Source organism: Myroides pelagicus, from assembly GCF_009711055.1.
Lineage (GTDB): Bacteria > Bacteroidota > Bacteroidia > Flavobacteriales > Flavobacteriaceae > Flavobacterium > Flavobacterium pelagicum.
In genome coordinates this window covers 1-24174 of record NZ_WMJY01000042.1, presented here as the reverse complement: position 1 = coordinate 24174, position 24174 = coordinate 1, and the positions used below count along the sequence as shown (strand labels likewise).

Annotated in this window: 17 protein-coding genes; 14 read left to right on the top strand and 3 right to left on the bottom strand. The window is 28.5% G+C overall.

From position 1 onward, the window contains the following. Positions 1-1464: 1464 nt before the first annotated feature. The 6 genes from GJV77_RS13115 to GJV77_RS13095 all read left to right on the top strand — a co-directional run bounded on the left by GJV77_RS13115 (position 1465) and on the right by GJV77_RS13095 (position 12478). The gene (locus GJV77_RS13115) at positions 1465-2037 is read left to right on the top strand and encodes a Crp/Fnr family transcriptional regulator (protein WP_240142880.1); all 573 of its coding nucleotides are present in this window, start codon (positions 1465-1467) and stop codon (positions 2035-2037) included. Between the two features lie 55 nt (positions 2038-2092). Continuing rightward, positions 2093-2770 (top strand): MBL fold metallo-hydrolase, encoded by a 678-nt coding sequence (locus GJV77_RS13110; RefSeq protein WP_155036797.1) that lies wholly within the window; start codon positions 2093-2095, stop codon positions 2768-2770. 130 nt (positions 2771-2900) lie between these two features. Beyond that, positions 2901-4244, top strand: a complete 1344-nt coding sequence (locus tag GJV77_RS13105) for a site-specific integrase (RefSeq protein ID WP_317162556.1) — start codon at positions 2901-2903, stop codon at positions 4242-4244. 165 nt (positions 4245-4409) lie between these two features. Next, on the top strand, positions 4410-11087 hold the full coding sequence (locus tag GJV77_RS13100; protein WP_155036796.1) for an AAA domain-containing protein: 6678 nt from the start codon (positions 4410-4412) through the stop codon (positions 11085-11087). A 246-nt stretch (positions 11088-11333) separates the two neighbouring features. Further along, the gene (locus GJV77_RS14845; RefSeq protein WP_205012531.1) at positions 11334-11600 is read left to right on the top strand and encodes a transposase; all 267 of its coding nucleotides are present in this window, start codon (positions 11334-11336) and stop codon (positions 11598-11600) included. Positions 11601-11614: 14 nt separating this feature from the next. Then, positions 11615-12478: an IS3 family transposase gene (locus tag GJV77_RS13095; protein ID WP_317162555.1), complete on the top strand. Its 864-nt coding sequence runs from the start codon at positions 11615-11617 to the stop codon at positions 12476-12478. An 11-nt stretch (positions 12479-12489) separates the two neighbouring features. Here the strand turns inward: GJV77_RS13095 and GJV77_RS13090 are convergent, their stop codons facing one another. Beyond that, a complete protein-coding gene (locus GJV77_RS13090; protein ID WP_155036795.1) occupies positions 12490-12633 on the bottom strand; it encodes a hypothetical protein in 144 nt (47 codons plus the stop codon). 182 nt (positions 12634-12815) lie between these two features. On the opposite strand from GJV77_RS13090, the gene GJV77_RS13085 reads away from it, so the two are divergent. After that, entirely contained in the window at positions 12816-14780 is a 1965-nt protein-coding gene (locus tag GJV77_RS13085) for an McrB family protein (RefSeq protein WP_155036794.1), read from the top strand. Continuing rightward, the gene (locus GJV77_RS13080) at positions 14767-17082 is read left to right on the top strand and encodes a DUF2357 domain-containing protein (protein ID WP_155036793.1); all 2316 of its coding nucleotides are present in this window, start codon (positions 14767-14769) and stop codon (positions 17080-17082) included. Before GJV77_RS13085 ends, GJV77_RS13080 begins: the two co-directional genes overlap by 14 nt. Before the next feature lie 2 nt (positions 17083-17084). Here GJV77_RS13080 and GJV77_RS13075 read toward each other — a convergent pair whose 3' ends face one another. After that, positions 17085-17303: a helix-turn-helix domain-containing protein gene (locus GJV77_RS13075; protein ID WP_155036792.1), complete on the bottom strand. Its 219-nt coding sequence runs from the start codon at positions 17301-17303 to the stop codon at positions 17085-17087. A gap of 135 nt (positions 17304-17438) precedes the next feature. Between GJV77_RS13075 and dcm the strand changes: the two genes are divergently transcribed. After that, positions 17439-18413: a DNA (cytosine-5-)-methyltransferase gene (gene dcm / locus GJV77_RS13070; protein WP_240142879.1), complete on the top strand. Its 975-nt coding sequence runs from the start codon at positions 17439-17441 to the stop codon at positions 18411-18413. 25 nt (positions 18414-18438) lie between these two features. On the opposite strand, the gene GJV77_RS13065 is transcribed toward dcm, so the two are convergent. Further along, entirely contained in the window at positions 18439-19245 is an 807-nt protein-coding gene (locus tag GJV77_RS13065) for a hypothetical protein (RefSeq protein WP_155036790.1), read from the bottom strand. A 213-nt stretch (positions 19246-19458) separates the two neighbouring features. Here GJV77_RS13065 and GJV77_RS13060 point away from each other — a divergent pair, with 213 nt between their 5' ends. From GJV77_RS13060 to GJV77_RS13045, 5 genes are all read left to right on the top strand, one after another. Further along, entirely contained in the window at positions 19459-20874 is a 1416-nt protein-coding gene (locus tag GJV77_RS13060; RefSeq protein WP_155036789.1) for an ATP-binding protein, read from the top strand. Next, on the top strand, positions 20867-21748 hold the full coding sequence (locus GJV77_RS13055) for a hypothetical protein (RefSeq protein WP_155036788.1): 882 nt from the start codon (positions 20867-20869) through the stop codon (positions 21746-21748). The genes GJV77_RS13060 and GJV77_RS13055 overlap by 8 nt, the downstream gene beginning before the upstream one ends. A 73-nt stretch (positions 21749-21821) precedes the next feature. Beyond that, entirely contained in the window at positions 21822-22121 is a 300-nt protein-coding gene (locus GJV77_RS14975; RefSeq protein WP_240142878.1) for a transposase, read from the top strand. Then, on the top strand, positions 22118-22993 hold the full coding sequence (locus tag GJV77_RS13050; protein ID WP_240142877.1) for an IS3 family transposase: 876 nt from the start codon (positions 22118-22120) through the stop codon (positions 22991-22993). Before GJV77_RS14975 ends, GJV77_RS13050 begins: the two co-directional genes overlap by 4 nt. A 311-nt stretch (positions 22994-23304) precedes the next feature. Further along, on the top strand, positions 23305-24156 hold the full coding sequence (locus GJV77_RS13045) for a Z1 domain-containing protein (RefSeq protein WP_240142876.1): 852 nt from the start codon (positions 23305-23307) through the stop codon (positions 24154-24156). Positions 24157-24174 lie beyond the last annotated feature (18 nt).

The window sequence follows — 24174 nt, the reverse complement described above, 5'->3', positions numbered from 1 at the left end:
GGGCAAATGTTCCCCGCTGTTCTTTTAAATGCTGTTGTATTTATTTGTTGAATCTAAGTGATACTTTTTATCATGGTCGTTGAGATAGGTTTATTAGTCATAATTTTGTGATTTTTTAATCACAATTTACACTAAAAAAACTAAGCTCAGAACTGTTCAGTTTGCACCGGAATTACCTGTCCAGTTTGCACCGGAATCACCTGTCCAGTTTAGACCGGAATTACCTGTTCAGTTTGCACCGGAATTACCTGTTCAGTTTAGACCGGAATATCCATATAATTCATACTATTTTATGAATGTAATACATTGGGCTGGATATTCCACCCAATACTGCACCACTTTCGGGCAAAGCATACCACTTATGGTGCACTTTCATCGGAATATACACATTGGGCAATAGACTATGCACAGAAAAACAGAACTCCGTAATAAAAAAGGGAGTAGATTTATTCAATAACACAAAAGCGCTGTAGTATGACTGCAGCGCTTTTGTGTTATATACAGAGGGTGTTGTTGTAGGTTTCTTCTTTTTAGAGAAGCTTACAGATAAAATGTTTAAAGGTTATTTACCGATACAATAATTTACATCCTAGCATTCATAGGGGGTTAGCTCTATTTGTGTATTGTTTGTACAACACTTTTTTTCAAAATAATTCAAACGAAAATCAACTATGTTTTTTTAACAGATTAAAGAGAAAGTATTGTTGTTTTTGTTGAATAATTCTCAATAAAAAGAGAAGTGGTTTTTACAACATATTCTGTATTTCTAAGTTTATAGTTAGTACTAAATTGCAATTAAAAATAGATTAGTACTCATCCATAAAATAAATCTCTAATTCTCTTTTAATGTCCTTTTTCTACAATTTTTTTATTTTCAATTCAAAAAATTTTATTTAGAAGACTTAGAATTATTTAATTCAACCTGTTTTTTAGTAATAGTAAATTAATTAAGTAGTTATTGTATTGCATAGGACAAGTAACTAATTGATTTTTAAATTGTATTTTTATTATTCTTTAGTTTTATTATTAGCCTCATCCTCTTTTTCAAAACAAAGCTATCACATCGTTTATTTTGTTTTAACGAAGTGTTTTCTTGCTTTGTTCTAAATCTTCTGTACAAAACGTAAGTTTATACAAGTATCTGATGTTAAATCTTACTGTGTGTGCTTTAGTTCTTTTCGCTTTACAAATAATTGTAGTGAACCCATATTTATACCTTTTCAGGTATAAGGATACTGAAATAAATTAAAAAACACCCTATCGGGTATAGTTGTCTGAATAGTTTTTTTGTACTTGATAGGTGTTGTTTTATGAGTTAAAGATAAAGTATTGTTATTTTTTTATGTTCTATTATGTAAAGTAGATTAAGTTTGTATTTACTTTTTTTCTAAAGAATGCCCCTAGAATAATAAGAAGATAGTCAGTTTAGAAGTTACCACCAAGCAATTATTAATAATGGATAAAATGGAGAAATATCTACTTTCAATAAGTGGATTATTAGTTGAGGATGTAAATCTTTCTTTGCAAGTTTTCGAACCTCTTTATTTGAAAAAAGGTGATTTATTTATTCAGGAAAATAAGGTTTGTCAATATATAGGATTTATTGCACAAGGTGCTGTTAAAGCCTATAGTACTGATAAAGATGATAAAGAAAATATAACTTGTTTTAAGTTTGAAAATGAGTTTGCGACTTCATTTTCGGAGTTTGTATCTCAGGGTAACTCTAAAAAGAATTTTAAAGCGATAGAAGATTGCGTAATCTATAGAATTAGTCATCTAGACTATTTGTATTTACTTGATAAAGTACCTGCTTGCAACGAAGTCCTAAAGTTTATTATAGAGAAAGAATACAATCAAAAGGAGCGTTATTTACTTAATTACAATAATAAGTCTGCTTTAGATAAGTATAGCTATATGCAGGTAAATGAACCTATACTAATTAAACGTATCACAACTCAAGATTTGGCCTCGTATTTAGGGATTACTCAACGATCACTTACACGAGCTAAAGGACAAATACACAAGAATACATTATAGGACAAATGTCTACATCAAGCTTAAGATGAGTAATGTAGTTTTGAATAAAAAAAATATGTTAAATCAAATAGCTCAGGACGTATTCCAAATTTATTTAATGCCAAGAAATAGTATTAATTGTTATATTATAGAAGGAGTATTAGTAGATTCAGGAATACGAAGCTCTTACGGTACTATAAGAAAAGTCCTTCAACAAATCCCAGTCCATCAGCATGTACTCACTCATGCTCATGCAGACCACCAAGGATGTAGTGATCTAATCTGTACAGAGTTTTCTATTCCCTTAATCTGTCATCCTAATGAAGTCATTAGAACAGAAACAGGGATGGTTACTACCAATTATCCTAATCCCAAAAATTGGGTAGCAAAACTTCAACAGAAGTATTGGGCAGGACAGGGGCATAAAGTTCATAATACAATAGTTGAGAACGATATGATTGGTAATTTTAAAGTAATCGAGACTCCTGGGCATTCAGATGGTCATATCTCTTTATTTCGCGAGCGTGATGGTGTTTTGATAATAGGAGATGCAGCTACTAATATGAATTTACTCACTACAATAAGCGGTCTACACCTTCCTCCAAATGTATTTACCCAAGATCAGTATCAGAATATTCAATCTCTTCAAAAGTTAGCGAATTTGCATCCTTGTATCATCTGCTTTGGTCATGGTTCAGTTATGCGAAATACAAACCAAGAGTTTGAGAAATTTGTTGCTATGCATAGTATATAAATATATGTTATCTAAACTATTTTTTCTATTTTGCGGGCTGTTCACTCTAAGAAGTGAAGGTCTCCCAATAACAAGTATTGTATAATAAAAACATAATGATATATTATGATAGGAGAGAGGCTTTCGATTAATTTTTTTTTTAAAAACACCCCGAAAAATCACAGAAGAAGACTACAGGTGTTTATATCTTAGAATTACAATTGATGGAGTAAGAAGGGAGATTTCTTTAAATAGAAAATGTAAAGCTAAGCTATGGGATCAAAAACTTGGTAGAGCAACTGGAAACAGTGAAGAAACAAGAACACTTAATTTCTTTTTAGAAAGTATAATTTCTAATATAACTAATTATAGAGCGGATTTAATAAGTTCTGACATTAGGATTACTCCTAAGATTTTTGTTGATTTTATAAAGGGATATGATATTCGAATAGCTACTGTACTTCAAGAGTTCCAAGAGCATAATGAACAGGTATTTAAACTTGTACCAAAAGAGTATGCTATAGGAACATATGAACGTTATGTCACGGCTATGTCTCACATTAGAGAATTTATACTCAAAGAATACAAGAAGCCAGATTTAAACTTTAGAGATTTAGATTACAACTTCATTATTGGCTATGAGCAGTATTTAAAAAATATACGTGGATGTAATAAGAATACAGCTATAAAATATATTGGTAATTTTAAAAAGATTGTCCTTCGTGCATTAGCAAAAGGGATTATATCAAAAGATCCTTTTACATATTACAAACCAAGAAAAGAGAAGTTAAACAAACGCCCCTTAACTAATTCAGAACTTCAGAATCTTGAACAAACGGTATTTCCTACCAAAAGGCTTGAAGAAGTAAGAGATATATTTATTTTTCAGTGTTACACTGGATTAGCCTATATAGATGTGTTTAAATTAAAGAATTGCGATATTCATGTAGAACTGGATAACACTTTATGGATTAGGATAAATAGGCATAAAACAAACTCTATTTTAAATATTCCTCTTTTACCTAGAGCTATTGAAATTATTAATAAATACAAGACATCAATAGATTTTCAAAGAAGTGTTCTTCCTGTGAAAAGTAATCAGAAAATGAATGTAGCCTTAAAAGAAATAGGTTCTATCTGTGGTATTAATAACGAGTTAAATACCCATATGGCTAGAAGAACGTTTGCTAGTACTATAACTCTAGCTAATGGAGTTCCAATTCATATAGTAAAAGAGTTATTAGGGCATTATTCAGTAAAACAAACAGAGGAGTACGCTATTACAGAGGAAAAGAGTATTGGTATAGAGATGAAGAAACTCGAAAATGTAATTTCAGTATCTAAAAGTAAAAACAAGAAGAAAAACAAACAAACCAAATGGATTAAAAAGATAGATAAAATAGAGAGAAAATTATCTAAACTTACAATATCTGATAAAGACGTAGCTTTATATGAGCAAATATTAAAGTTATTACGTTCATTGTTAGTTTTGTAGAGTAACCTTAATGATGAATCTAATAAGAGCAAAATTATAATAAAGCTTAAAGAATCAAGAGATTAAGATTAGAAAAATAATTAGTTGTAAATTATATTATCTAATTTTAGTTGCAGTAACTTTAAGGAGGTATTTAGAGTATTAAGCTCAATTAAGACAATATTTATGATGAAAATAAAAAATATACAGCAATATCGTAAAATTTTTAAAGAAGAAATTCGTAAAAATCCAGATAGAGATGAAAATTTTATAGGCAATTTTTATATTGATCAACAAGCTAATGAAAGAAGAAAAGGTTGGTTTGATTTATATTTTGGTGATACAGATGGAAATGGATCTGCTCAAAATGGAGTAGAAAATAAGTTGAAATCTTTTTTAGATATGGCTCGTGATGGTCAAGCTATATATGAGTTTCTCCAAAATGCAGTTGATGCTGGAGGATCAAGATTTTTGATGTTTTTTAAGACTGATGACATAACTAAAGAGGATTACTTACTGGTTATAAATAATGGGGAAATGTTTTCTTCTTCTAGCATTCGGTCTATTTTAAATATTGGATCTTCTACCAAAACTAATAATTCAGAGCAGATTGGTCAATTTGGAATTGGTTTTAAATTGGCGCATAGACTTGTAGGTAAAGATAATGCAGCATCTGAATTAATCCATAATTTAAATGGACCTATATTATATAGTTGGAAGAATAATGAAATAAATTTTTTGGAATCATCTATTGAAGTCACTGATATAGCTTATGATATTGATAAAATTGAAGAAAAAATAGAGATACATGATGATTATTCATGGCTTTTTAAAATATTACTTACTACTTTTCCTTGTGCTGTGAATGAAAAACCATTAATATGGGATGGAAAGTTGGCAGAACATTCACCTTTTTCTTCATCTGAGTTAGAGTATTTAGTTAAATGGCTAAAACAAGAAGATGTAAAAGAGCATATTAAAGATGATTTTGAAGAGGGGGCTTTATTTTTAATGAAGCTAGGAGAGGGAAAATTAAAAGAGATTAAAGATGAACCAAATTTAATTGAGGGAGTAAGATTTTCATTAGCAGTATTGAAAGAGACTACTTCTAAAAGTACTGGATTACATAGCGCAGTTATTAATGGTAAGCGAATTGATCATCCAGAATTACAGTTTCACAAATTAGTTATTACAAAGGAGCAAAAAGATATTGAAGATTACACTTATGTACGATTTGGTAAAAGTTATAGTGAACTTTCTGAAAATGATTTACAAATTCTAAATTCGGAGAGTGATATCCAAGTGTTATTTGGTTTTAAAGAATCGAATCAAATTGATAATTATTTTAAAGCAGCTCCAAGTTTCTATTTATTTTTTCCCGTAAGTCAAGAAGTGCATAATTTTAATTATATTCTTCATTCTAATGCTTTGTATAAAGGCTCTAGTCGTGTCTTTTTGCAATCAGGAGGAGGTAAGGGGTTAAATGAGAGATTATTTAGTAAAATTATAGGTCGATTGTATAATGAATTAACAAGTTTGTTTTCGTCGGATTTATCAAGATTTAGAGATTTATATTTTGCTTTTTTAACTTCAGGTGAAACGCAGATCAAAGAAAGTACTTGGATAACGGAGAGTTATACAAAGCCTCTTAATGAGTTATTGAAAAGAATAATACCAGTTAAAAATCCATCTGGTGAAAAATCATTATTTAATGCTACACAAAGTAAGGAGACAGTTTACTTTATAGATACTAATATTCAAATTTTAGGTGATAATAAATATTTTTTATTTGGAAAGGACGATATTTCAATAGAGTTTTTTAATGAACTATATAAAAAACTTGAGATTCGAAATTATAATATTTTTGATATTCTGAGCATCAAAAATTCATACATTAAAATAAATACCTGGTTAGAAAGTAGTGAAGAGAACTACCAAGTGTTTTATGATGAACTTGTAAGTAAAAGGAATTTTATAGCTGATGGTTCACTTACTTTAGATCAAAAAGAAAATTTAATTAAGGTTAGATGGATAGTATTAGACGATGATACAAATGTAACTATTGAGGAGATTGGAAATAATCCGATATTCTTATTAAATAAAAATTTATACACTATAAAAGACATATTAAAAAAATTAGAATTTAAAACGTCTAAATATGATTTAAGTGCTTTTATCAATGTATTTAGAAATAATTTTCAACAAAGTGAAATTAAACAATTTGCTTATAGAGTATTAACTATATTATTTAGTGAAAGTTTGCAAAATAACAAGTTGGAAACTCTTTCAAATAAAGAAAAATTTAGAGTTTTTGAAGTATTTAGAACTTTAGATGAGACCCCAGGTGAAAGGCTTTCGTTACTTAAGTTATATAAAAATAATCTTGGTAAGTATCAACCACTTGGAAAAATGGTGAACTTAACAGATGGTTTGAAAGGGCTATTTTCAATTGATAAGGGACAGTTAGAAGGTATAGAAAGTAGTTTGTTGAATAATTATTTAAAAGTTGATCATGATGCTTTTTATGAGAAACTATATTACCCACAATGGCAAGATTTGTTAGAATATTTAGTTAAATATCCTCAAGAAATATCTGTTACTACTGTGATAAATGAATTAACAGAGGCATATAATCTTTCTAATTGGAAGGAAAAAGACAATAATCCGTTATCTAAACATGAAGTTTTAATCTATGGTAATAGAGTCATAAAATCAAAAGATATATTAGTCAATAAGATTGATCTGAAATTTGATTATAAAATTTTTCAAGATGATTTAGAAAAATATTTTAAATCTTACCTGGTTGATAAGAAATTTGTTGAAATTTTTAAAAGCGATGTACCATTTGGCTATGAGTCGAATTTGAAATATTCCAGTTTATGTATTGAATCTTTACCATTTATTGAAGTAGAAAAAATACTAAAACTAGCATCTGTTTTTTTTAAAGATTTTTTCAATTATAATGTAATTATAAAAATTGGTGAAAATTATAGTATACAATCAAACACTAAACAACAGTATTTTACTGAAAATATAGAAATTATCAATATTGTTAGAGATATTCTATCTGATGATTTAGAACTCTTGCCTATTGAATTTAATGACTATAAAGAATTACTAAAAATTAAAGGGTATGAATTATATAATTTAGTTATTAACAGAGATGAGTTTTATTCTACATCGAGTACTGATAGATTAGAAAAACTTTTAGAAGTAGCATCTCTTTTTGATTTTGATACTAGAAAAAGTATTTATGATAAAATGCCTTCAATAGTTTTTGATTTAAATAATTACACTAGATTTAATTATCATTGCTTACGTTTTTTAAACTTATTACAGGAACTTGATAAAAATGATTTACAGAAAAAAATCATATTGAAAGATGGAGATGTAAATATGTTTTTAAGTGAAGTTAAACCTGACATTTTAACATATAACTTAAACAACAGAGATATTGAATTTGCTAAAATTATACCTAAATCATCGAATGAGAAAATAGTATTTGATTTTTATGAAAAGTTCTTAGTAAAGAAAGAATTTGATACAACTTTTTTTAAAAGAGTTTTTGCTCTTGATGGTAAGATTAGTAATGATGAATTAAGATTATTGTTTCTTAAAACGCTTGATAAAGAAAATAACATTGTAAATATTTATCAATTTTATTTTATTGTTTTTTCTGGATTGTTTGAGTTTGAAGAATTTAATGATTTTTATGTTTTGAATGCTGAAAATAAGCCTATTAGTATTAATAGTAATATGGCTATATATGAAAATGTAAATGCTGATTTTTTTGTTTTAAAAGAATTCCTTCACCCGAAATATTTAGATGAATCACAATTACTTATTGATATAGTTGATCATAAAGAGCTTAATTTGAGATATTTTAAGTTAGATAAAGATTGTAATTATAATGTTCTAAATAAAGAAACTGATTTAATACTTAGTGAAAAATTACAGTTTTTATATGATCTTTTTAATAAAACATTATCTGAGAATAGATATGTTGATATTGAAAAAATAGATTCTTACTTAGAGTTAGAGCTTCAGCAAAAAGTAATATTAAACCAATTAGAATACAATAATGAGACTATTACTTTGGTTAATAAATGGATTGATAATAATGATAAAAAGAAAGAGTTTTTAGATTTTTTAAATTTTAAATTTGAAGATAGTTTAACTACAAGATTTATTAATGCAGTTTTAAGTAATAAAGTTGATTTTTCTGATATAGATGTTAATTTATTCAAGAAGAAAGATATTTATATGATTATAAAGTTCTTCTTAAAATATGAGATTACATTGCCTCTTAACAATACAGTTTTAATAGACTATGTAGTAAAATTGTTTGTTGAATATTTTAATAATAAACATGATCTCTGTTTGATATATTTAAATAGGGAACATTGTAAAATTTTAGATACTAATGTTTTACATGATTTTGATTACAATATAATTGATTGTGTTTTGAATCAAGTTTCATTAGATAATTCTATAAGATTGTTCTCTTTCTACAATATACCAATTAAACAGGTTGAGTATTTGTTTCCTGATAAAAAACAATTGTGTTTAGAGTATTCTCTTATTTATGAAGAAGTAGTTGAGTTAGATGAATACTATTATAAAGAATGGAAAAAAACTAATTCAAATTTTTACTTGTTTAAAGGGGAGGCTCTTACTTATAATGTCTCAATTGATATTGAAGATAAAGAAATATTTTTAGCTAAAGTGTCTTTTAATGATAAAACTGAATTAATTAAGAATGTTGATATTACAAATATTTATTTTACCTCAAATAAATCAATAAAATCGGTTATTGAGTGTTTTACCTTAAGTAATAATAATTCAGAGAATACAGATAAATATTTAGTTGATAGTTTGAATCAACTACATGAATTATACAATTCATGCAATGCAACGTTTTCTGAATTATTAGAGAATACTGAAATTGAAGAGATAAAAGAATATTTTCAAACTAAAATTGATAAGGAAGAACGCAGGGTCCATAGAGATGAAGTAATAGGAAAAATAAATGAATCTTTAAAATACTCAACAAATTGGTTTAAAGGGTACCTCGAATTTTTAAACACGGTTACTGAAAAGAGCAATAATAGTGAGATTAAAATACTACGTTTTAGTAAAATAGAAGAGACTAAAACCCCTAAATTTTATAAACTTTATGCATGTAATAGTATAATTCCTGAAAATATTGATGAATCAAGAAATGTCAAGTTAAGAATTATTGCGGGTAAACAAAAACAGTCTTTAGAAATTAAGAATATTTCCCAGAAAAATCAGACGGTTTTAATACAATTAGGAGAGGTCTTAGATGAAACTCTTATTAAAGATTTCTTTATAGCGGAGATCTCATACTTTCCTACAATAGATTTATTAGGTAGATTAACTAATGCGTTTGAACATTTAGAAGAATGGGAGAATATTAATGATAAGTTTCCGGCAATTGAATATATATACGGCCCTCCAGGTACAGGTAAAACAACTACATTAAAGAATAGGATTGTAGATTTAAGTAAGAATAAGGATATTAAAATATTGGTTTTAGCACCTACTAACAAGGCATGTGATGTTTTAGCAGAAAAACTGTATGAAGATAATTTTTATAATTTTCTTAGATTATCTAGCCCGACTTCAGTTAAGTTATCAGAAGAGCATTATACCAATGAATTGGATAATATAACTTTAGATTCGTTGAATGTCTTAATATCTACAATACATAGACATTCTTATTTTAAAGTAAATACAGATCATTCGCAGTTTTATTTATATAATTATGAGTCTTGGGATTATCTTATAATAGATGAGGCATCAATGATTAATTTGCCCTATATTACTTTTAGTAGTTTAATGTGTTTTCAAAAGAACAATAATTGCAAAATAATAATTGCTGGTGACCCAAAACAAATACCACCAGTTCCTGAATTAAAAGATGAGGAAAGAGAGGAAATAGGAATAGATACAGAGAATATATATTCTATGTTGGGTTTAAATAGTTTTGATGCAATATTACAAGGAAAAGAAGTAAGACAAATTGATAAAGTTCATAATTTAAAAACTCAGTTCAGATCCGTTCCAGAAATTGGTAATCTTTTTAGCAATTTTGCATATGAAAATCAAGTGGAATCTCAAAGAGATAGTTTATCCCTAAGAAAACTTCCATTTGAAGTACAAAAGCTATTAAATGAGGCAGTAACTTTTCTTAATGTTCCTTTGGAACAGGATAACCAATTGTATAGTATTAATAAATTGATTTATAGTTCTTATCATTTATATTCAGCTTTATTGGTTTATGAATTTATAAAATATTTTAATAGACATTTAGAAGGAGAAGACACTTGGAGTATTGGTGTAATTTCACCTTATAAAGCACAAGCTGTTTTAGCAAATCGTCTATTTGGAGAGTTGGATCTAAGAAATAATTTAAAAATTTACTCAGATACAATACACGGTTTTCAAGGTGATGAGTGTGATATAGTATTTTTTATATGTAATCCAAGTAGCTATTTGGCAAGTCCACATGTTAAATCTTTATTATCGAATGATTTTATATACAACGTAGCAATTAGTAGAGCAAGAGATTATTTAGTGATTGTAAATCCCTATGAAAAAATAACACAAAATAAACATATTAATAAAATCATAGATATTCATAAGGAAGCTAATCAAGCTACTTGTAATATCATACAGTCCATTGATTTTGAAAAGATTATTTTTGCTGATTCAGATTATATTAATAAAAACACTTTTATTACTAATCATGATGATATAAATGTTTATAGTTCAGATTCTTATAAATACTATGTAAAGAAAAATAATTTGTCTATTGATTTAAAAATATTAAATAAATAGGTGGTAAATTATAAAAAACATATGTATTCTGATATAAATAGAAGCGGAGTATCTATAGAATAAAAAATGAGGGTGTCCTAAAAGGTCACCCTCTTACTTTTTATATAAACTCAGTATTTTTGATTTCAATTAAGGTTTAGCACATTTAAAACGTATTTTAGTGTAGGCTTCCCCATTTTGTAGGCTTCCCTAAAAATCGGACAGTTGTTAATTCGAAATTATTAACTTTAAACAAAATTGTCAATTATGAAAACAAGTAATTTTAGTGAGAACCAAATCATTAAAGCTCTCAAAGAAAATGAACAGGGAAGATCGGTAAGTGAAATCTCTCGAGAATTAGGTATCGATAAGAGTACGTTTTACTATTGGAGAAAGAAGTATGGTGGAATGGAAAAACAAGAGTTGAAGCGCTTAAAAGAACTTGAAGAAGAAAATCGCAAGCTCAAACAGATGTATGCTGATGTTAGTTTAGACAATAAAATGCTCAAAGATATTCTGTCAAAAAAGTTCTAAGCTCAGCAGATAAAATAGAAAGGGTAAAGTATCTGTTAGAGCAATACAAGTTATCGATCGTTCGTATTTGTTTATTAGTTGGATTAAGCCGATCAATGTGGTATTATCAAAGTAAAAAAGATGATACAGAGGTTATTGATAAACTAAGTGAATTAGCAGAACAATATCCTACTCGCGGTTTTGATGAGTACTACCATAAGATACGCAGAGAAGGACTTATATGGAACAGAAAAAGAGTTCTACGCGTTTATCGCTTAATGAAACTAAGTCTAAGAAGAAAACATAAGAAACGTTTAATAACAAGAGTTAAACAGCCTTTAGAAACATCACAAGTACTCAATGAGTGTTGGAGTATGGATTTTATGAGTGACTTACTTACAGATGGCAGAAAAGTACGAGTTTTTAATGTATTAGATGACTGTAATAGAGAAGCAATAGCCATTGAAGCTGGATTAAGTTATCCTGCAAGGTCGGTAATAGAAACATTAGAAAATCTAAAACAAGAAATAGGTACTCCAAAGTACATTCGATGTGATAATGGCCCTGAATTTATCTCTAAAACCTTTGTAAATTGGTGTAAGAAGAATTTTATAGAAATTAAATATACCCAGCCTGGTAAACCAATACAGAATGGATATATAGAACGTTTTAATCGATTTTTTAGAGAGGATATATTAGATGCTTTTTATTTCAATGATATCTACCAGTTACAAAGATTGGCTGATAAATGGAGAGAGGATTATAATTTTAATCATCCTCATAAAGCATTAGGAAATAAATCTCCTAAAGAATATAAGCCCAGATTTGATGAAGAATTTAAATTCTTCATCAAATCTGAACATAATAAGAATTATTTGTCGAATTTAGAGGTGTCCTAAAATGGGGAAGCCTACAGGATAATATGTTCGTAGTTTGTCTTTATTAATTCAGCATCTACTTTGTTAGTATCCGTTGCGTCAAAGTATTTTGTGTTGAAAGTATTAAAAAGGTTGTCATTACAACCAGATTTTATAGTAGTTGTATCTTCAGGCATGATAAATTATTAATGAAAATGTAAAAGTAGGTTTTAAAATAGATATAAAGAGTACATTATACTTCCAAAGACGTTCTTCCCGCTAAAAATTGATTAATTTAGTTGAAAAATTTAGAGAAAGGAGTGTAATTATAAATAATGCACTTTTTGTAATTAATATTATACAACGTAACTGACTTATAATGAGCTATTTTTCAATAAGAACAAATGATCAAGATACAATAAAGAAATTATTAGAAGAAGAAGTTCTACTTTCAATTCCTGGATTAACATGGCATAAAGATGAAATAAAGAAAGATGATATTATTTTTATTATTGTAAGTGGAGATAACAATAAGAAGAAAATACCTTATGATAATGGTCTTAGGGCTATTGCTAAGGTAATTAAGCTTCCATATGATGTAGATAAGAAAGTATATTCTATAGATATTGAGGTTGAAGATTTATTTGATGAATCCATTACTAAAGATGATTTTTACCCTTATCCTGCACTTAAAAATGTTGGAAGTATTGGTCCTGAGACTAAGCAGGCACCTAATCAGGCTATTCGTAAATTAAGTGAACAAGAAGGAATTGAGGTACTAGCTGCTATTAATGATATTGGATTTGAACATAGTTTTATAGGTAAGATCCCTTCAGGTTTTAACTTAGAGAAATTAATCAATTATGATTCTATTGAATTAGAACCAGAAAAGGGTTTAATACATGAATTTGTTGTGTGGTTTAACAAACCAGAGAATTTCCTAATATCTTATGAAGGTTTAGTCAACTATGAGTATTTAAATTTTGTTGATAATTTATTTTTTAGGGGTGAATTATTTGATATTGATTTAGATGAAGATATAAAAGAGCAAATAGAAAATAAATTAGCTCTGATAAAAGATAAGGCAAATTCCGATTGGAACAGTTTTAATAGATCAACTTCAAAAGGAGCTCCATCGGCTGTTTTAGGTCCTAAGAATTATATAAAATTTTTAAAAGAGAAATATAGTATAGATAGTATAAAATTAAACAAGGTTACTGTTAAGTCTCCAAAGTTTGATTTTAATACTTATTATAATGATTTAGAAAAATCAAATTTAAAATTTGATAAGGATCTGGTAAAAAGATTTGTAGCCTCTTTAATGGCTAAACCTTTTGTGATTTTAACAGGTCTAGCTGGTTCAGGTAAAACTAAAATAGCTCAATCTTTTATTCAGTGGATCAGTGAAGAAGAAAAGCAGTATAAGATTATTCCTGTTGGTGCAGACTGGATAAACAGAGAACCTTTATTAGGATATCCTGATGGGTTACAGAATAATCAATACGTTACTCCAGATAGTGGTATACTTGAGTTAATCATAGAGGCATGTAAAGAAGAGAATCAAGACAAACCTTATTTTATTGTATTGGATGAGATGAATTTATCTCATGTAGAGAGATATTTTGCTGATTTTTTAAGTGTGATGGAATCAAGTGATTCGATTAAATTATATACTGGTGTAGATAGAAAATCAAGTTCTAAGCTAGATATACCAAGTACAATTAATTGGCCTAAAAACCTATTTATTATTGGAACAGTTAATATTGATGAAACAACTTATATGTTTAGTCCTAAAGTTTTAGATCGTGCCAATGTAATTGAATTTAGGTTAAGTAAAGATGATCTTGTTAATTTTTTAGATGATGTAAAAGAAGTTGATTTAGAAACTTTAGTATCACATGGGGTTACTATGGGAGAAAGTTTTATTGATCTGTCAAACGATAAAGAAGTATTGGTTGATAAGGATTTGAATAATGTTTTAATTGAGTTTTTTGAAGAATTAAAAAATATTGGTGCTGAGTTTGGATATCGATCTGCATTAGAAATTAATTTATTATTTAAGTTTTTGTATCAAGTGGATAGTAGTTTAACAACTGATCAAAGAATTGATTTTGCTATAATGCAAAAATTATTACCTAAACTACATGGTTCAAGATCTAAGATTGTTAAACCTCTAGAAACATTAATGGGATTGTGTTTAGATGATTCTATTACAGATTTTAAATTTGATAAAATAGCTTTAATATCTAATGAGAATATAAAATACCCAGTAACATTCGAGAAATTAAAACGTATGTATTATAATGCTATAAATAACGGTTTTACAAGTTATGCAGAAGCTTAATGATTTAATGCAGATTCCCTTATTAGTAGAAGGCGAAGAGATGTTTCTGGAAATTACTTGTGAAGGTAAATCTAAATTACGAATAATTACAGAAGCTGAGGCTAATAGTTATGCAGAGAGTATTTATCAATTATTTGAAGGGAATTCTTATGAATATAAGTTAGTAGGGACAAATGCAAAATACTTTGGAATAAAGGCAAGAGTAGAAGGAGTGGTTTTGGCATCTAATCGTTATCCCTATAGAGGAAGAATTGTTCCTAATATTTATGTAGGATCTTTATCTTTAGATATAGTAAATAGCAAGAATGAATGTGTTTTAACTACCGTGTCTTTGGAGGTTTTAGCTACTAAATTTGACATGGATGAAGATAAATCTTACCGAAAGAATTATCGCCAAATGTTAGAAGATATAACTGACAAATGCACAGATTTGATGTTGCAGATTAATAATGCTGTTAATCAAAATGTACAGATAGATTATACGGAAGATAGTAAAACACTATATCAACGTTTTTGTTTTGTGAGGTCTTTTTTAGATGGACCTGATTTTGAAGAATCAATTATTCAAATAATTTCTAATCCTTCTACAAAATGGGACAACAATGAAAACACAATTAAATCTTCTCAAATAAGGCGTGTTAATAGATCTGTGGTTAAGCAATTGATTTCAGGTAGTTCTAGAATAGATACCTCAAGTATTGATTATTTGAATAGTGTTGGTTTATCTAGTATTTCAAGTCATATACAAACTACAATACGAGTTGAAAGTTTAGATACAGCAGAAAATAGATTTATAAAACATGTATTGCAAGTTTTTTTAAATTTTGTAGAGAATTGCTTAGATAATTTTAGACAAAACTCAATTTATAGTTTTGCTGTTTTAGAAGCAAAGGAATTGGTAGAGAAATTAAACAGCTATTTATCTTATTCTTTTTTTGATCAAATTTCCCCTGCGACAACTCTCAAGTTAAACAGTCCTTTATTACAAAAGAGAAGTGGTTATAGAGAAGTACTCAATAGATGGTTACAGTTTGATTTAGCATCAAAATTAGTATGGGAAGGAGCAGATGATGTTTATGATGTTGGAAAACGTGATATTGCTGTGCTATATGAGTATTGGCTGTTTTTTGAGTTATATGATCTAATTAAAGAAAAATTTGGATTAGAACATTATAGTTCATCAAATCTTTATCATCTTTTTGAGAGTCAGGATAATGATGTGTTATTGAAATTAAAATCAGGAAAAGAATTAGTAATTACTGGAGAAACAGATTTTATAACGCGTAAGCTTTGTATGAGGTTTAGTTATAATAGAACATTTAATGGAGGAAATAAATATAATTTAGGTAAAGCAGGTAGTATCACAACTACCTTGAGACCTGATTACACCTTAAGTGTTTGGCCTAGCTCATTTTCTGAAACTGAAGCAGAGAAGCAAGATGTAATGGTACATATTCATTTTGATGCTAAATATAAGATAGATATTAGTAAAATACAATATAAAGATTTTGAGGACGATAAAGAAATAGATCAGAGAAAATTAGAAGAGCGTAAAGGAACTTTTAAAAATATAGATCTATTAAAGATGCATGCTTATAAAGATGCAATTAGAAGAACAGCAGGAGCATATATTTTATATCCAGGAAGTGAAGATAAACTTTATACTGGATTTCATGAAGTTTTACCTGGTGTAGGAGCCTTTTCTATAACGCCATCTGTGTATGATACTGGTATAGCCAACTTAGGTGTATTTTTAGATCAGGTTATTAAGCAACTTATAAATAGAACTTCACACAGAGAAAGAATAGCCATGTCTACTGCTTCGATTTTGGAAGAAGAAATTATCGATTACACTTCAGATTTCAGATCTTTAAACAAAGAATTAGAAAGAGAAAAAATAGATGTTGTTAATACATCAGTTCTTGTGGGCAATGTTTTAAATCAGCAAGATTTACAATGGTGTTTAGAGAATAATCTTTATAAGTTTAGAACAAGCGACTCTAAAGGTAACTTGCTTATATTACCTGAGATTATAAATGCAAAGTATTTATTAATTAAGCATAAAGGAGAAAAGAACACATCATTACTTTTTAAGATAAAAGATACTGGATTTAGAGTTTTATCTAAAGAACAATTAATTAAAAAAGGATGTGTGAATTTAGATAAGTTTGATTATCTAGTGATTGATATAGAACCTTGTAACTACTGGGATGATTTTTATTTTAATGTTAATAATTTAGATATTGATTTAGAATCTAAACAAGTAGAAGTAGTCCCTTTTTATTGTTTACTAAGACAATGATATTAGATTTTCTCTTCAAATAATTTAGAGAGTGGTATTTGTAAAGCATTAGCTAACTTATGGATGTTAATTAAGGTAATATTTTTTTCACCTCTTTCTATCATTCCAATATAAGTTCTATGTAGTCCAGCTCGAAATGCTAATTCTTCTTGAGAGATTTTAAGTTTTTTTCTTTCTCGTTGAATTATTAGACCGAAATTATTTAAGATTTGATTGTTCATACTAGCAAACCTATAAAAAACAAAAAGACATTTCTACATACTATAGTTAGCAAAATTATAACTTATTAGTTTTAAAATAAGCCTTTGTTATTAGTTGAAATAACTTTAATTTCGCACCATATGGAGATTTTAAAGATGAAAAATAAATTGACAGTAGGTAGTTTGTATGCTGGTGTTGGTGGAATCTGTTTAGGTTTTATAAACAGTGGTTATGCAATATCTTGGGCAAATGAGTTTGATAAAAATGCTTGTACAACATATAAAAAGAACTTTAAACATGACTTAATAGAAGGAGATGTTTTTGGAATTGATTTAAAAAAGTTAAGTAGTATTGATGTTCTAGCTGCTGGATTTCCATGTCAACCATTTTCTGTGGCTGGTTATAGAAAGGGATTTGATGATCATAGAGGAAATCACTTTTTTAGAATACTTGAGTTTGTTGATACAATACGTCCAAAAGTAGTGTTTTTAGAGAATGTAAAGAACTTAAAAACCCATGATAAGGGAAATACCTTCAAGGTAATAGAAAACTCTTTAAGAGAGCGTAATTATTCTTTTCAAGCACAAGTATTAAATACTAAGAGTTATGGAAATATACCTCATAATAGAGAACGTATTTTTATGGTAGCTTTTGATTTATCTTTGTTTCCTGATGCAGAAAAACAGTTTGTTTTTCCTGAAGAGGAAGAATTGACAAAGACTATTCATGACATGTTAGAAAAGGAAAGTGTTGATGAAAAATACTACTATAGAGAAGATAAGTATATGTACGATATGCTTAAAGAAACTATGGTATCAAATGACACTGTTTATCAGTTCAGAAGACAGTATGTAAGAGAAAATAAATCTAATGTTTGCCCTACCTTAACAGCAAATATGGGAACAGGAGGTCACAATGTACCGCTTATAAAAACTAAAGAAGGATTTAGAAAATTAACCCCAAGAGAATGTTTTAATTTCCAGGGTTTTCCCAAAACATATAAGTTTCCTGTGATTTCAAATGGTCAGTTATATAAACAGGCTGGAAATTCAGTTAGTGTTCCAATAATTGAAAGATTAGCCAGTAAGATCAAAGAAGTCTTAGAAGTTAATATAAAAAAGAAGAAATAAACACAGGTCCCATAAAGTAAAGCATTTATGGGGCTTTTTTTATTTGCGCTATCATTTTTTCTAAAGGATGTAATTTAGAAACCTCACAAAAGTAGTTTTCAGCGTCCATTGGTGTTCTATTGTTTAATATAGCACCTTTTACTAGTATATTTTTATTTTCAATAAGATGAATTATGGTCTTTAAGCTAGCACAACCAGGAACATCAAAATACCAGTTCTTAGATAGAATAATTTTTTCAATTTTATTTTTATCTAAGTTTTCATTACTATAAAGCAGTTTTTCATGTTTAAATAATTGTTTAATATCCTCTTTTAATCTGACAATAATAAAATAATCATATAATGCATTATTACCTGTAGAGAGATTTGGGATGTAAGCACCTTGTTGATCCCAATCTTTAGTTTCTAGTAAAAGCAGATTGCTAAAAAAAGCCATGGATTTAATACTGATATTGAATTTGTCATTTATTTTTAGATCAGTATCGTCCCAAAGGCCTTTACCCATGATAGAGAAATCAGGTTCACTAACCTTTATATCACTATGGTTTATACGCAGAAAATCATAGAGGACTATTTCTGCTAATTTCCCTTGAAAGGTATTGCAGAACTGTTCACCTTTTTTACGGGTTATACTACCCCCTGATCGGTATGCTCTGTGATGCCCATCAGCATAAACCATGCTATAGGCAAAATCAAGGGCTTGTTTTATTTGATTTTGGCTTATAGTATTTTCAATAAATGGCTTGGAAGTTTTAATATTATATGAGCTCAACATTGTTTTTTTTGCTAAAAAGGTGTTTTGTATTAGTTCATTTTTATATAAAAAACTCAACTAATAATTTTAACAAAAGATATGTCTAATTAAATATTCAAACAACATACTAAAGTTAGCTATTTGTTTTTTGAAATAGTGCTATTTTAAAAGTGTATCTGTATTGTTTTATATAATTTAAAATCATAGTTTTAAAAAATTATAATTCCTTATGCGTATTGTATTTTATTTATTTAAATAAGTGATGTCGCTTTAAAATATTAATTGTTAATTATGAATGAATTATTCATAGAAGTATCCCCAAATTTAAATAATTTTATTAATTCATTTAGAGAAATTGGATATACTCCAGAGATTGCCATTGCTGATATAATAGATAATTCTATTTCAGCAAATGCAAAGAAAATTGAAATATATGCTTTAGTTAACCCCACACCTATAATTGCTATTATAGATGATGGTTGGGGAATGAATAAAGAAGAATTAATCGAGGCAATGCGACTATCTAGTAGAGGACCTAATGATATAAGAGATTCTAAGGATTTAGGGAAGTTTGGATTAGGGTTAAAAACAGCCTCCTTTTCTCAATGTAAAAAACTTACTGTTGTAAGTAAGAAAGACGGAGAGATTAATGGTTATCAATGGGATTTAGATTTTATTGTTGATAAGGGAGAATGGCTTTTAAAGACAATTAGTGATCTTGAGAGTGTTGCATATTTCAATGAAATTAGAGATAAAAGTGCGGGGACTTTAGTTTTATTGGAAGAAATCGATAAAATAGAAAGAAGTGATTTTTCTAATGCATTATTTAAAGTCAGAAATTATATAGCATTAGTGTTTCATAAGTTTATTGAAGGAAGTGTATATAATAGAAAAGTCGAAATAAGTTTGAATAACAATCCTATTAAAGCATTTAATCCTTTCAATGAAAATCATTTAGCAACTCAAAATTTATCAGAAGAAAAAATAAAAATAAATGAACATTCATTTACTGTTCAACCCTTTATTTTGCCACATCATTCTAAGTTAAATAGAGATGAATATGAGCTTTATGGAACAGAGGAGGGTTATTTGAAGACTCAAGGGTTTTATTTATATAGGGAACATAGAATTATAATTTATGGAACTTGGTGGGGACTCCATAGAATTTCTGACGGACATAAACTCATTAGAATTAAAATAGAAATACCTAATTCAATGGATGAGCATTGGGGGATTGATGTGAAAAAATCTAGAGCCAAACCATCTGATGTTATTAAAAATGAGTTAAAACGAATTATTAATCCTGTCCTAGAAAAAGGTTCAAGAACATATAAATCTAGAGGAAGAAAATTAGAAGATAAAACCATTACTCGATTTTGGCAAATAATACCAGTGAATGAAAAAATTAGATTTTCCATAAATGAAGAACATCCTTTGTTTACGGAGCTTTTTGAATCATTAGACCAATCACAAAAAGAACGCTTTTTATTTTATCTAAAAGCAGTTCAAACCTATCTCCCGTTAGATGCTATTCAGGCTAGGATGCAAACAGATCCTTTTCAAATAGATCAAAAAAACATTTTAAAGCCTGAAGAGATTACGGTAATTGCTAATAAATTAAAAGCAAAAGGTTTAACACAAGAATTTATTAACAATCTTTTAAAAACGGAAATTTTTAAAGGGATAAAAAATATATTAAATGAATAATATATCAACTTATTTAATAATTAAGAAAGAGATATTTGATATTTTAAGACAAATGAAATATTCTGAATTATCTCAAAAACATATTAAAGATGAAGTTTTGAGAGTTCAAAGAGTTATTGAAAAAATATCTTTTGAACTTTATAGAGAACTAAAAAAAATAGTTTCTAATGATAAATTGAATGAAAAGGATTGGTTGAGAATGGTACAGGAATTGGAAGATGACTTAAAAGTTAACCAGTCACCAGGAATACTTCTCCAAGACAACCAGAATAATCGTGTCAATCGACAATGGTGGTCAAATACTGCTAAATCTGAAAATGAGTTATTTTATTGGAATAGGTATAGAGAAGAAATTAGTGATAAATTACCCTTAGAAGTAGTCCAAAGAATGGATGAAGATACAGATATCATAATGGATTCGATTGAAAATCCTCTGATTGATACCTTTAATATTAGAGGTTTAGTGGTTGGCCATGTACAATCTGGAAAAACTGGAAATTATACAGGATTATTATGTAAAGCAGCTGATGCAGGGTATAAATTTATTATTGTGATTACAGGGGGAATGAACAATCTTAGAAATCAAACCCAGATTAGAATAAATGAAGGTTTTGTTGGACGAACTGATAATAATCTTGTTGGAGTTGGTCTAAGAGGATATGAACAGAATAAATCACCTTATAGTCTAACATTAGCTGATAGAGATTTCAATATAAATGATAAAGATAATGCTATTCAGAGTATTAGCTTTGAAACTATTTCTGTACCAGTTGTTATGGTAATTAAAAAGAATTACAGAACATTAGAACATGTAATATCTTGGATTAAAGCTAGATATAAAAAAGTGGTTACGGAACTGGACTTGGTAACTTAGCCTNTGGTTACGGAACTGGACTTGGTAACTTAGCCTGGACATTAAGTTAAGCATAAAAACTTATCTTTGAATTATGAAAAGAATTAGAAAGGCCTACGATGCTGCATTTAAGCAGCAAGCCGTTGAACTGGCTAAGGAAAGAACAAACAAATCAGAATTGGCTCGTGAGCTTGGAATCAGACCTACATTATTGTATAAATGGTGTAAAGAAGCTCAAGAGTTAGGCGATGCTAGTTTTCCAGGCAATGGGAAACAAAAACTTACTCCAGAACAAGCAAGAATTAAAGAGTTAGAGAAGAAGTTAGCAGCTGTCGAATTAGAGCATGAAATATTAAAAAAAGCAATCGGCATTTTCTCAAAGACCGGCAAATGATTTACATGTTCATATTTGATCATGAACATGAATTTCCGATTGGGATTATGTGTAAGGTTTTAGAGGTAAGTAGAAGTGGTTATTATCATTGGAAACGGTCTCCTGTTAATAAAAGACAACAAGCCAAAGCAAATCTAAAACGTGTTATTACAGAAGTTTATCTAGAATTTAAACAGCGTTATGGCAGTCCTCGTCTTACAATAGAACTCAATGCACGAGGATATAAGATATCAAAACCTACCGTTGCTAAGTATATGAAAGAGTTAGGATTACGTAGTAAAGTAGCTCGACGATATAGAATAACCACAGACTCTGAACACAATTATTTAGTGGTTGATAATATTTTAGATAGACAATTTAAACAAACTGAACCAGGGAAAGCCTGGGTGTCTGACATTACTTATATAGCTGTTAAAGAAGGGTTTATTTACCTAACTACAATAATAGATTTATATGATAGAAAGGTTATTGGATGGAGTTTGAGTAAAGATATGTCAACAGAAAACACCACCTTAGCAGCCTTTAAAATGGCTAAAAAGAACAGAGCTTTTGAAGAAGGACTAATTTTCCATTCTGACCAAGGAGTACAATATGCAAACTACAAATTTGCCAACTACCTGAAGTCATTTAAGGTTGTTAGAAGTATGAGTAGAAAAGCAAATTGTTGGGATAATGCCGTAGCGGAAAGCTTCTTTAAATCCTTAAAAGTGGAGATGGTTTATGGAAATTTACAACTAAGTACAAAGAAAATGGAGTCTAAAGTCTTTGAATATATCGAAATGTGGTATAATAAAAGACGCAGACACTCCTACTTAAACTACCAGACAATCAACGAATTTAATCAAATAATAAATAGTAATAAAGCTGCTTAACTAATTGTCCAGATTTCGTTTGGATATCCAAACATTCTCTTTTAGTTATAGATGACGAAGCAGATTATGGTTCTATTAATACAAAAAATGAAGAAGATCCTACTTCAATTAATAAAAAGATAAGGCATATTTTAAGTTTATTTTCAAAAAGTGCTTATGTTGCTTATACAGCAACTCCTTATGCTAATGTTTTTATAGATCATAGGGCTTATAAGGAAGATATTGGGAGTGATTTATTTCCTAAAGATTTTATATATGCTTTAAATTCTCCTTCAAATTATTTTGGAGCTAAAAGAGTTTTTGAAGAAAAAATGAGAAGAAATGTATCCTATATTTCAGAAAATGAGATAATACCTTTGAATCACAAGATTGACTTTAAAGTAAAGGTTTTGCCTGAAAAAATGATGGAAGCAGTTCAAGTTTTTATTATAAATATTGCGGTTAGAAATTTACGCGGGTATAGAAATACGCATAATAGTATGTTGATTCATTCTAGTCGTTTTACAGATGTACATAAGCAAATCGAAAAATATGTAAATGAATATGTGTATAATTTGATTGTTAAAATTGTGGATTATGGAAAATTACCATTAGATGGTGCAGAGATACAAAGTGAAGAAATTCGACAATTAAAAGAAGTGTATAATAAAAAATTTAATCTTCTAGAATTTACTTGGGATATTATTCTTAAGGAAATCTGTGATTATAGTTCAACTGGAAGTGGTAATGAAATCAAGATCAATATTAATGTTGTTGGAGTTTATTCTAAGAGTGAAAAAGAGTTAAATTATTTAGATAAAGCTACAAATGTAATTGTTATTGGAGGAGCTAGTTTATCTAGAGGTTATACATTAGAAGGTTTAAGTGTTAGTTATTTCTTAAGAAACACAATATTTTATGATACACTTATGCAAATGGGTAGATGGTTTGGATATAGATCTGGATATGAGGATTTATGTAGAATTTATATGACAGAAAAAAAAGCAGATGAATTTGAGGAAATTCTTAATGTTACTGAAGATCTAATGTTTGATTTTAAACTTATGTCTGAAAAAGGAATGACACCTGGTGATTTTGGTTTGGCTATAGAGGAAAATCCCGATAGTGCTTTGCAAATAACAGCTAAAAACAAATTAAAGAATGCGAGGGCGCTGAAAAAGTGAGCTAATTATGAGTTCTTC

What these genes read in the sequence shown, in the direction of transcription:
- GJV77_RS13110 (WP_155036797.1), top strand. Translation starts at nt 2,093, where the DNA reads ATGTTAAATCAAATAGCTCAGGACGTATTCCAAATTTATTTAATGCCA.
- GJV77_RS13085 (WP_155036794.1), top strand. Translation starts at nt 12,816, where the DNA reads ATGAGCTATTTTTCAATAAGAACAAATGATCAAGATACAATAAAGAAA.
- GJV77_RS13090 (WP_155036795.1), bottom strand. Translation starts at nt 12,633, where the DNA reads ATGCCTGAAGATACAACTACTATAAAATCTGGTTGTAATGACAACCTT.
- GJV77_RS13060 (WP_155036789.1), top strand. Translation starts at nt 19,459, where the DNA reads ATGAATGAATTATTCATAGAAGTATCCCCAAATTTAAATAATTTTATT.
- GJV77_RS13050 (WP_240142877.1), top strand. Translation starts at nt 22,118, where the DNA reads ATGATTTACATGTTCATATTTGATCATGAACATGAATTTCCGATTGGG.
- GJV77_RS13115 (WP_240142880.1), top strand. Translation starts at nt 1,465, where the DNA reads ATGGAGAAATATCTACTTTCAATAAGTGGATTATTAGTTGAGGATGTA.
- GJV77_RS13075 (WP_155036792.1), bottom strand. Translation starts at nt 17,303, where the DNA reads ATGAACAATCAAATCTTAAATAATTTCGGTCTAATAATTCAACGAGAA.
- GJV77_RS13100 (WP_155036796.1), top strand. Translation starts at nt 4,410, where the DNA reads ATGATGAAAATAAAAAATATACAGCAATATCGTAAAATTTTTAAAGAA.
- GJV77_RS14975 (WP_240142878.1), top strand. Translation starts at nt 21,822, where the DNA reads ATGAAAAGAATTAGAAAGGCCTACGATGCTGCATTTAAGCAGCAAGCC.
- GJV77_RS13045 (WP_240142876.1), top strand. Translation starts at nt 23,305, where the DNA reads ATGAGAAGAAATGTATCCTATATTTCAGAAAATGAGATAATACCTTTG.
- dcm (WP_240142879.1), top strand. Translation starts at nt 17,439, where the DNA reads ATGAAAAATAAATTGACAGTAGGTAGTTTGTATGCTGGTGTTGGTGGA.
- GJV77_RS13055 (WP_155036788.1), top strand. Translation starts at nt 20,867, where the DNA reads ATGAATAATATATCAACTTATTTAATAATTAAGAAAGAGATATTTGAT.
- GJV77_RS14845 (WP_205012531.1), top strand. Translation starts at nt 11,334, where the DNA reads ATGAAAACAAGTAATTTTAGTGAGAACCAAATCATTAAAGCTCTCAAA.
- GJV77_RS13080 (WP_155036793.1), top strand. Translation starts at nt 14,767, where the DNA reads ATGCAGAAGCTTAATGATTTAATGCAGATTCCCTTATTAGTAGAAGGC.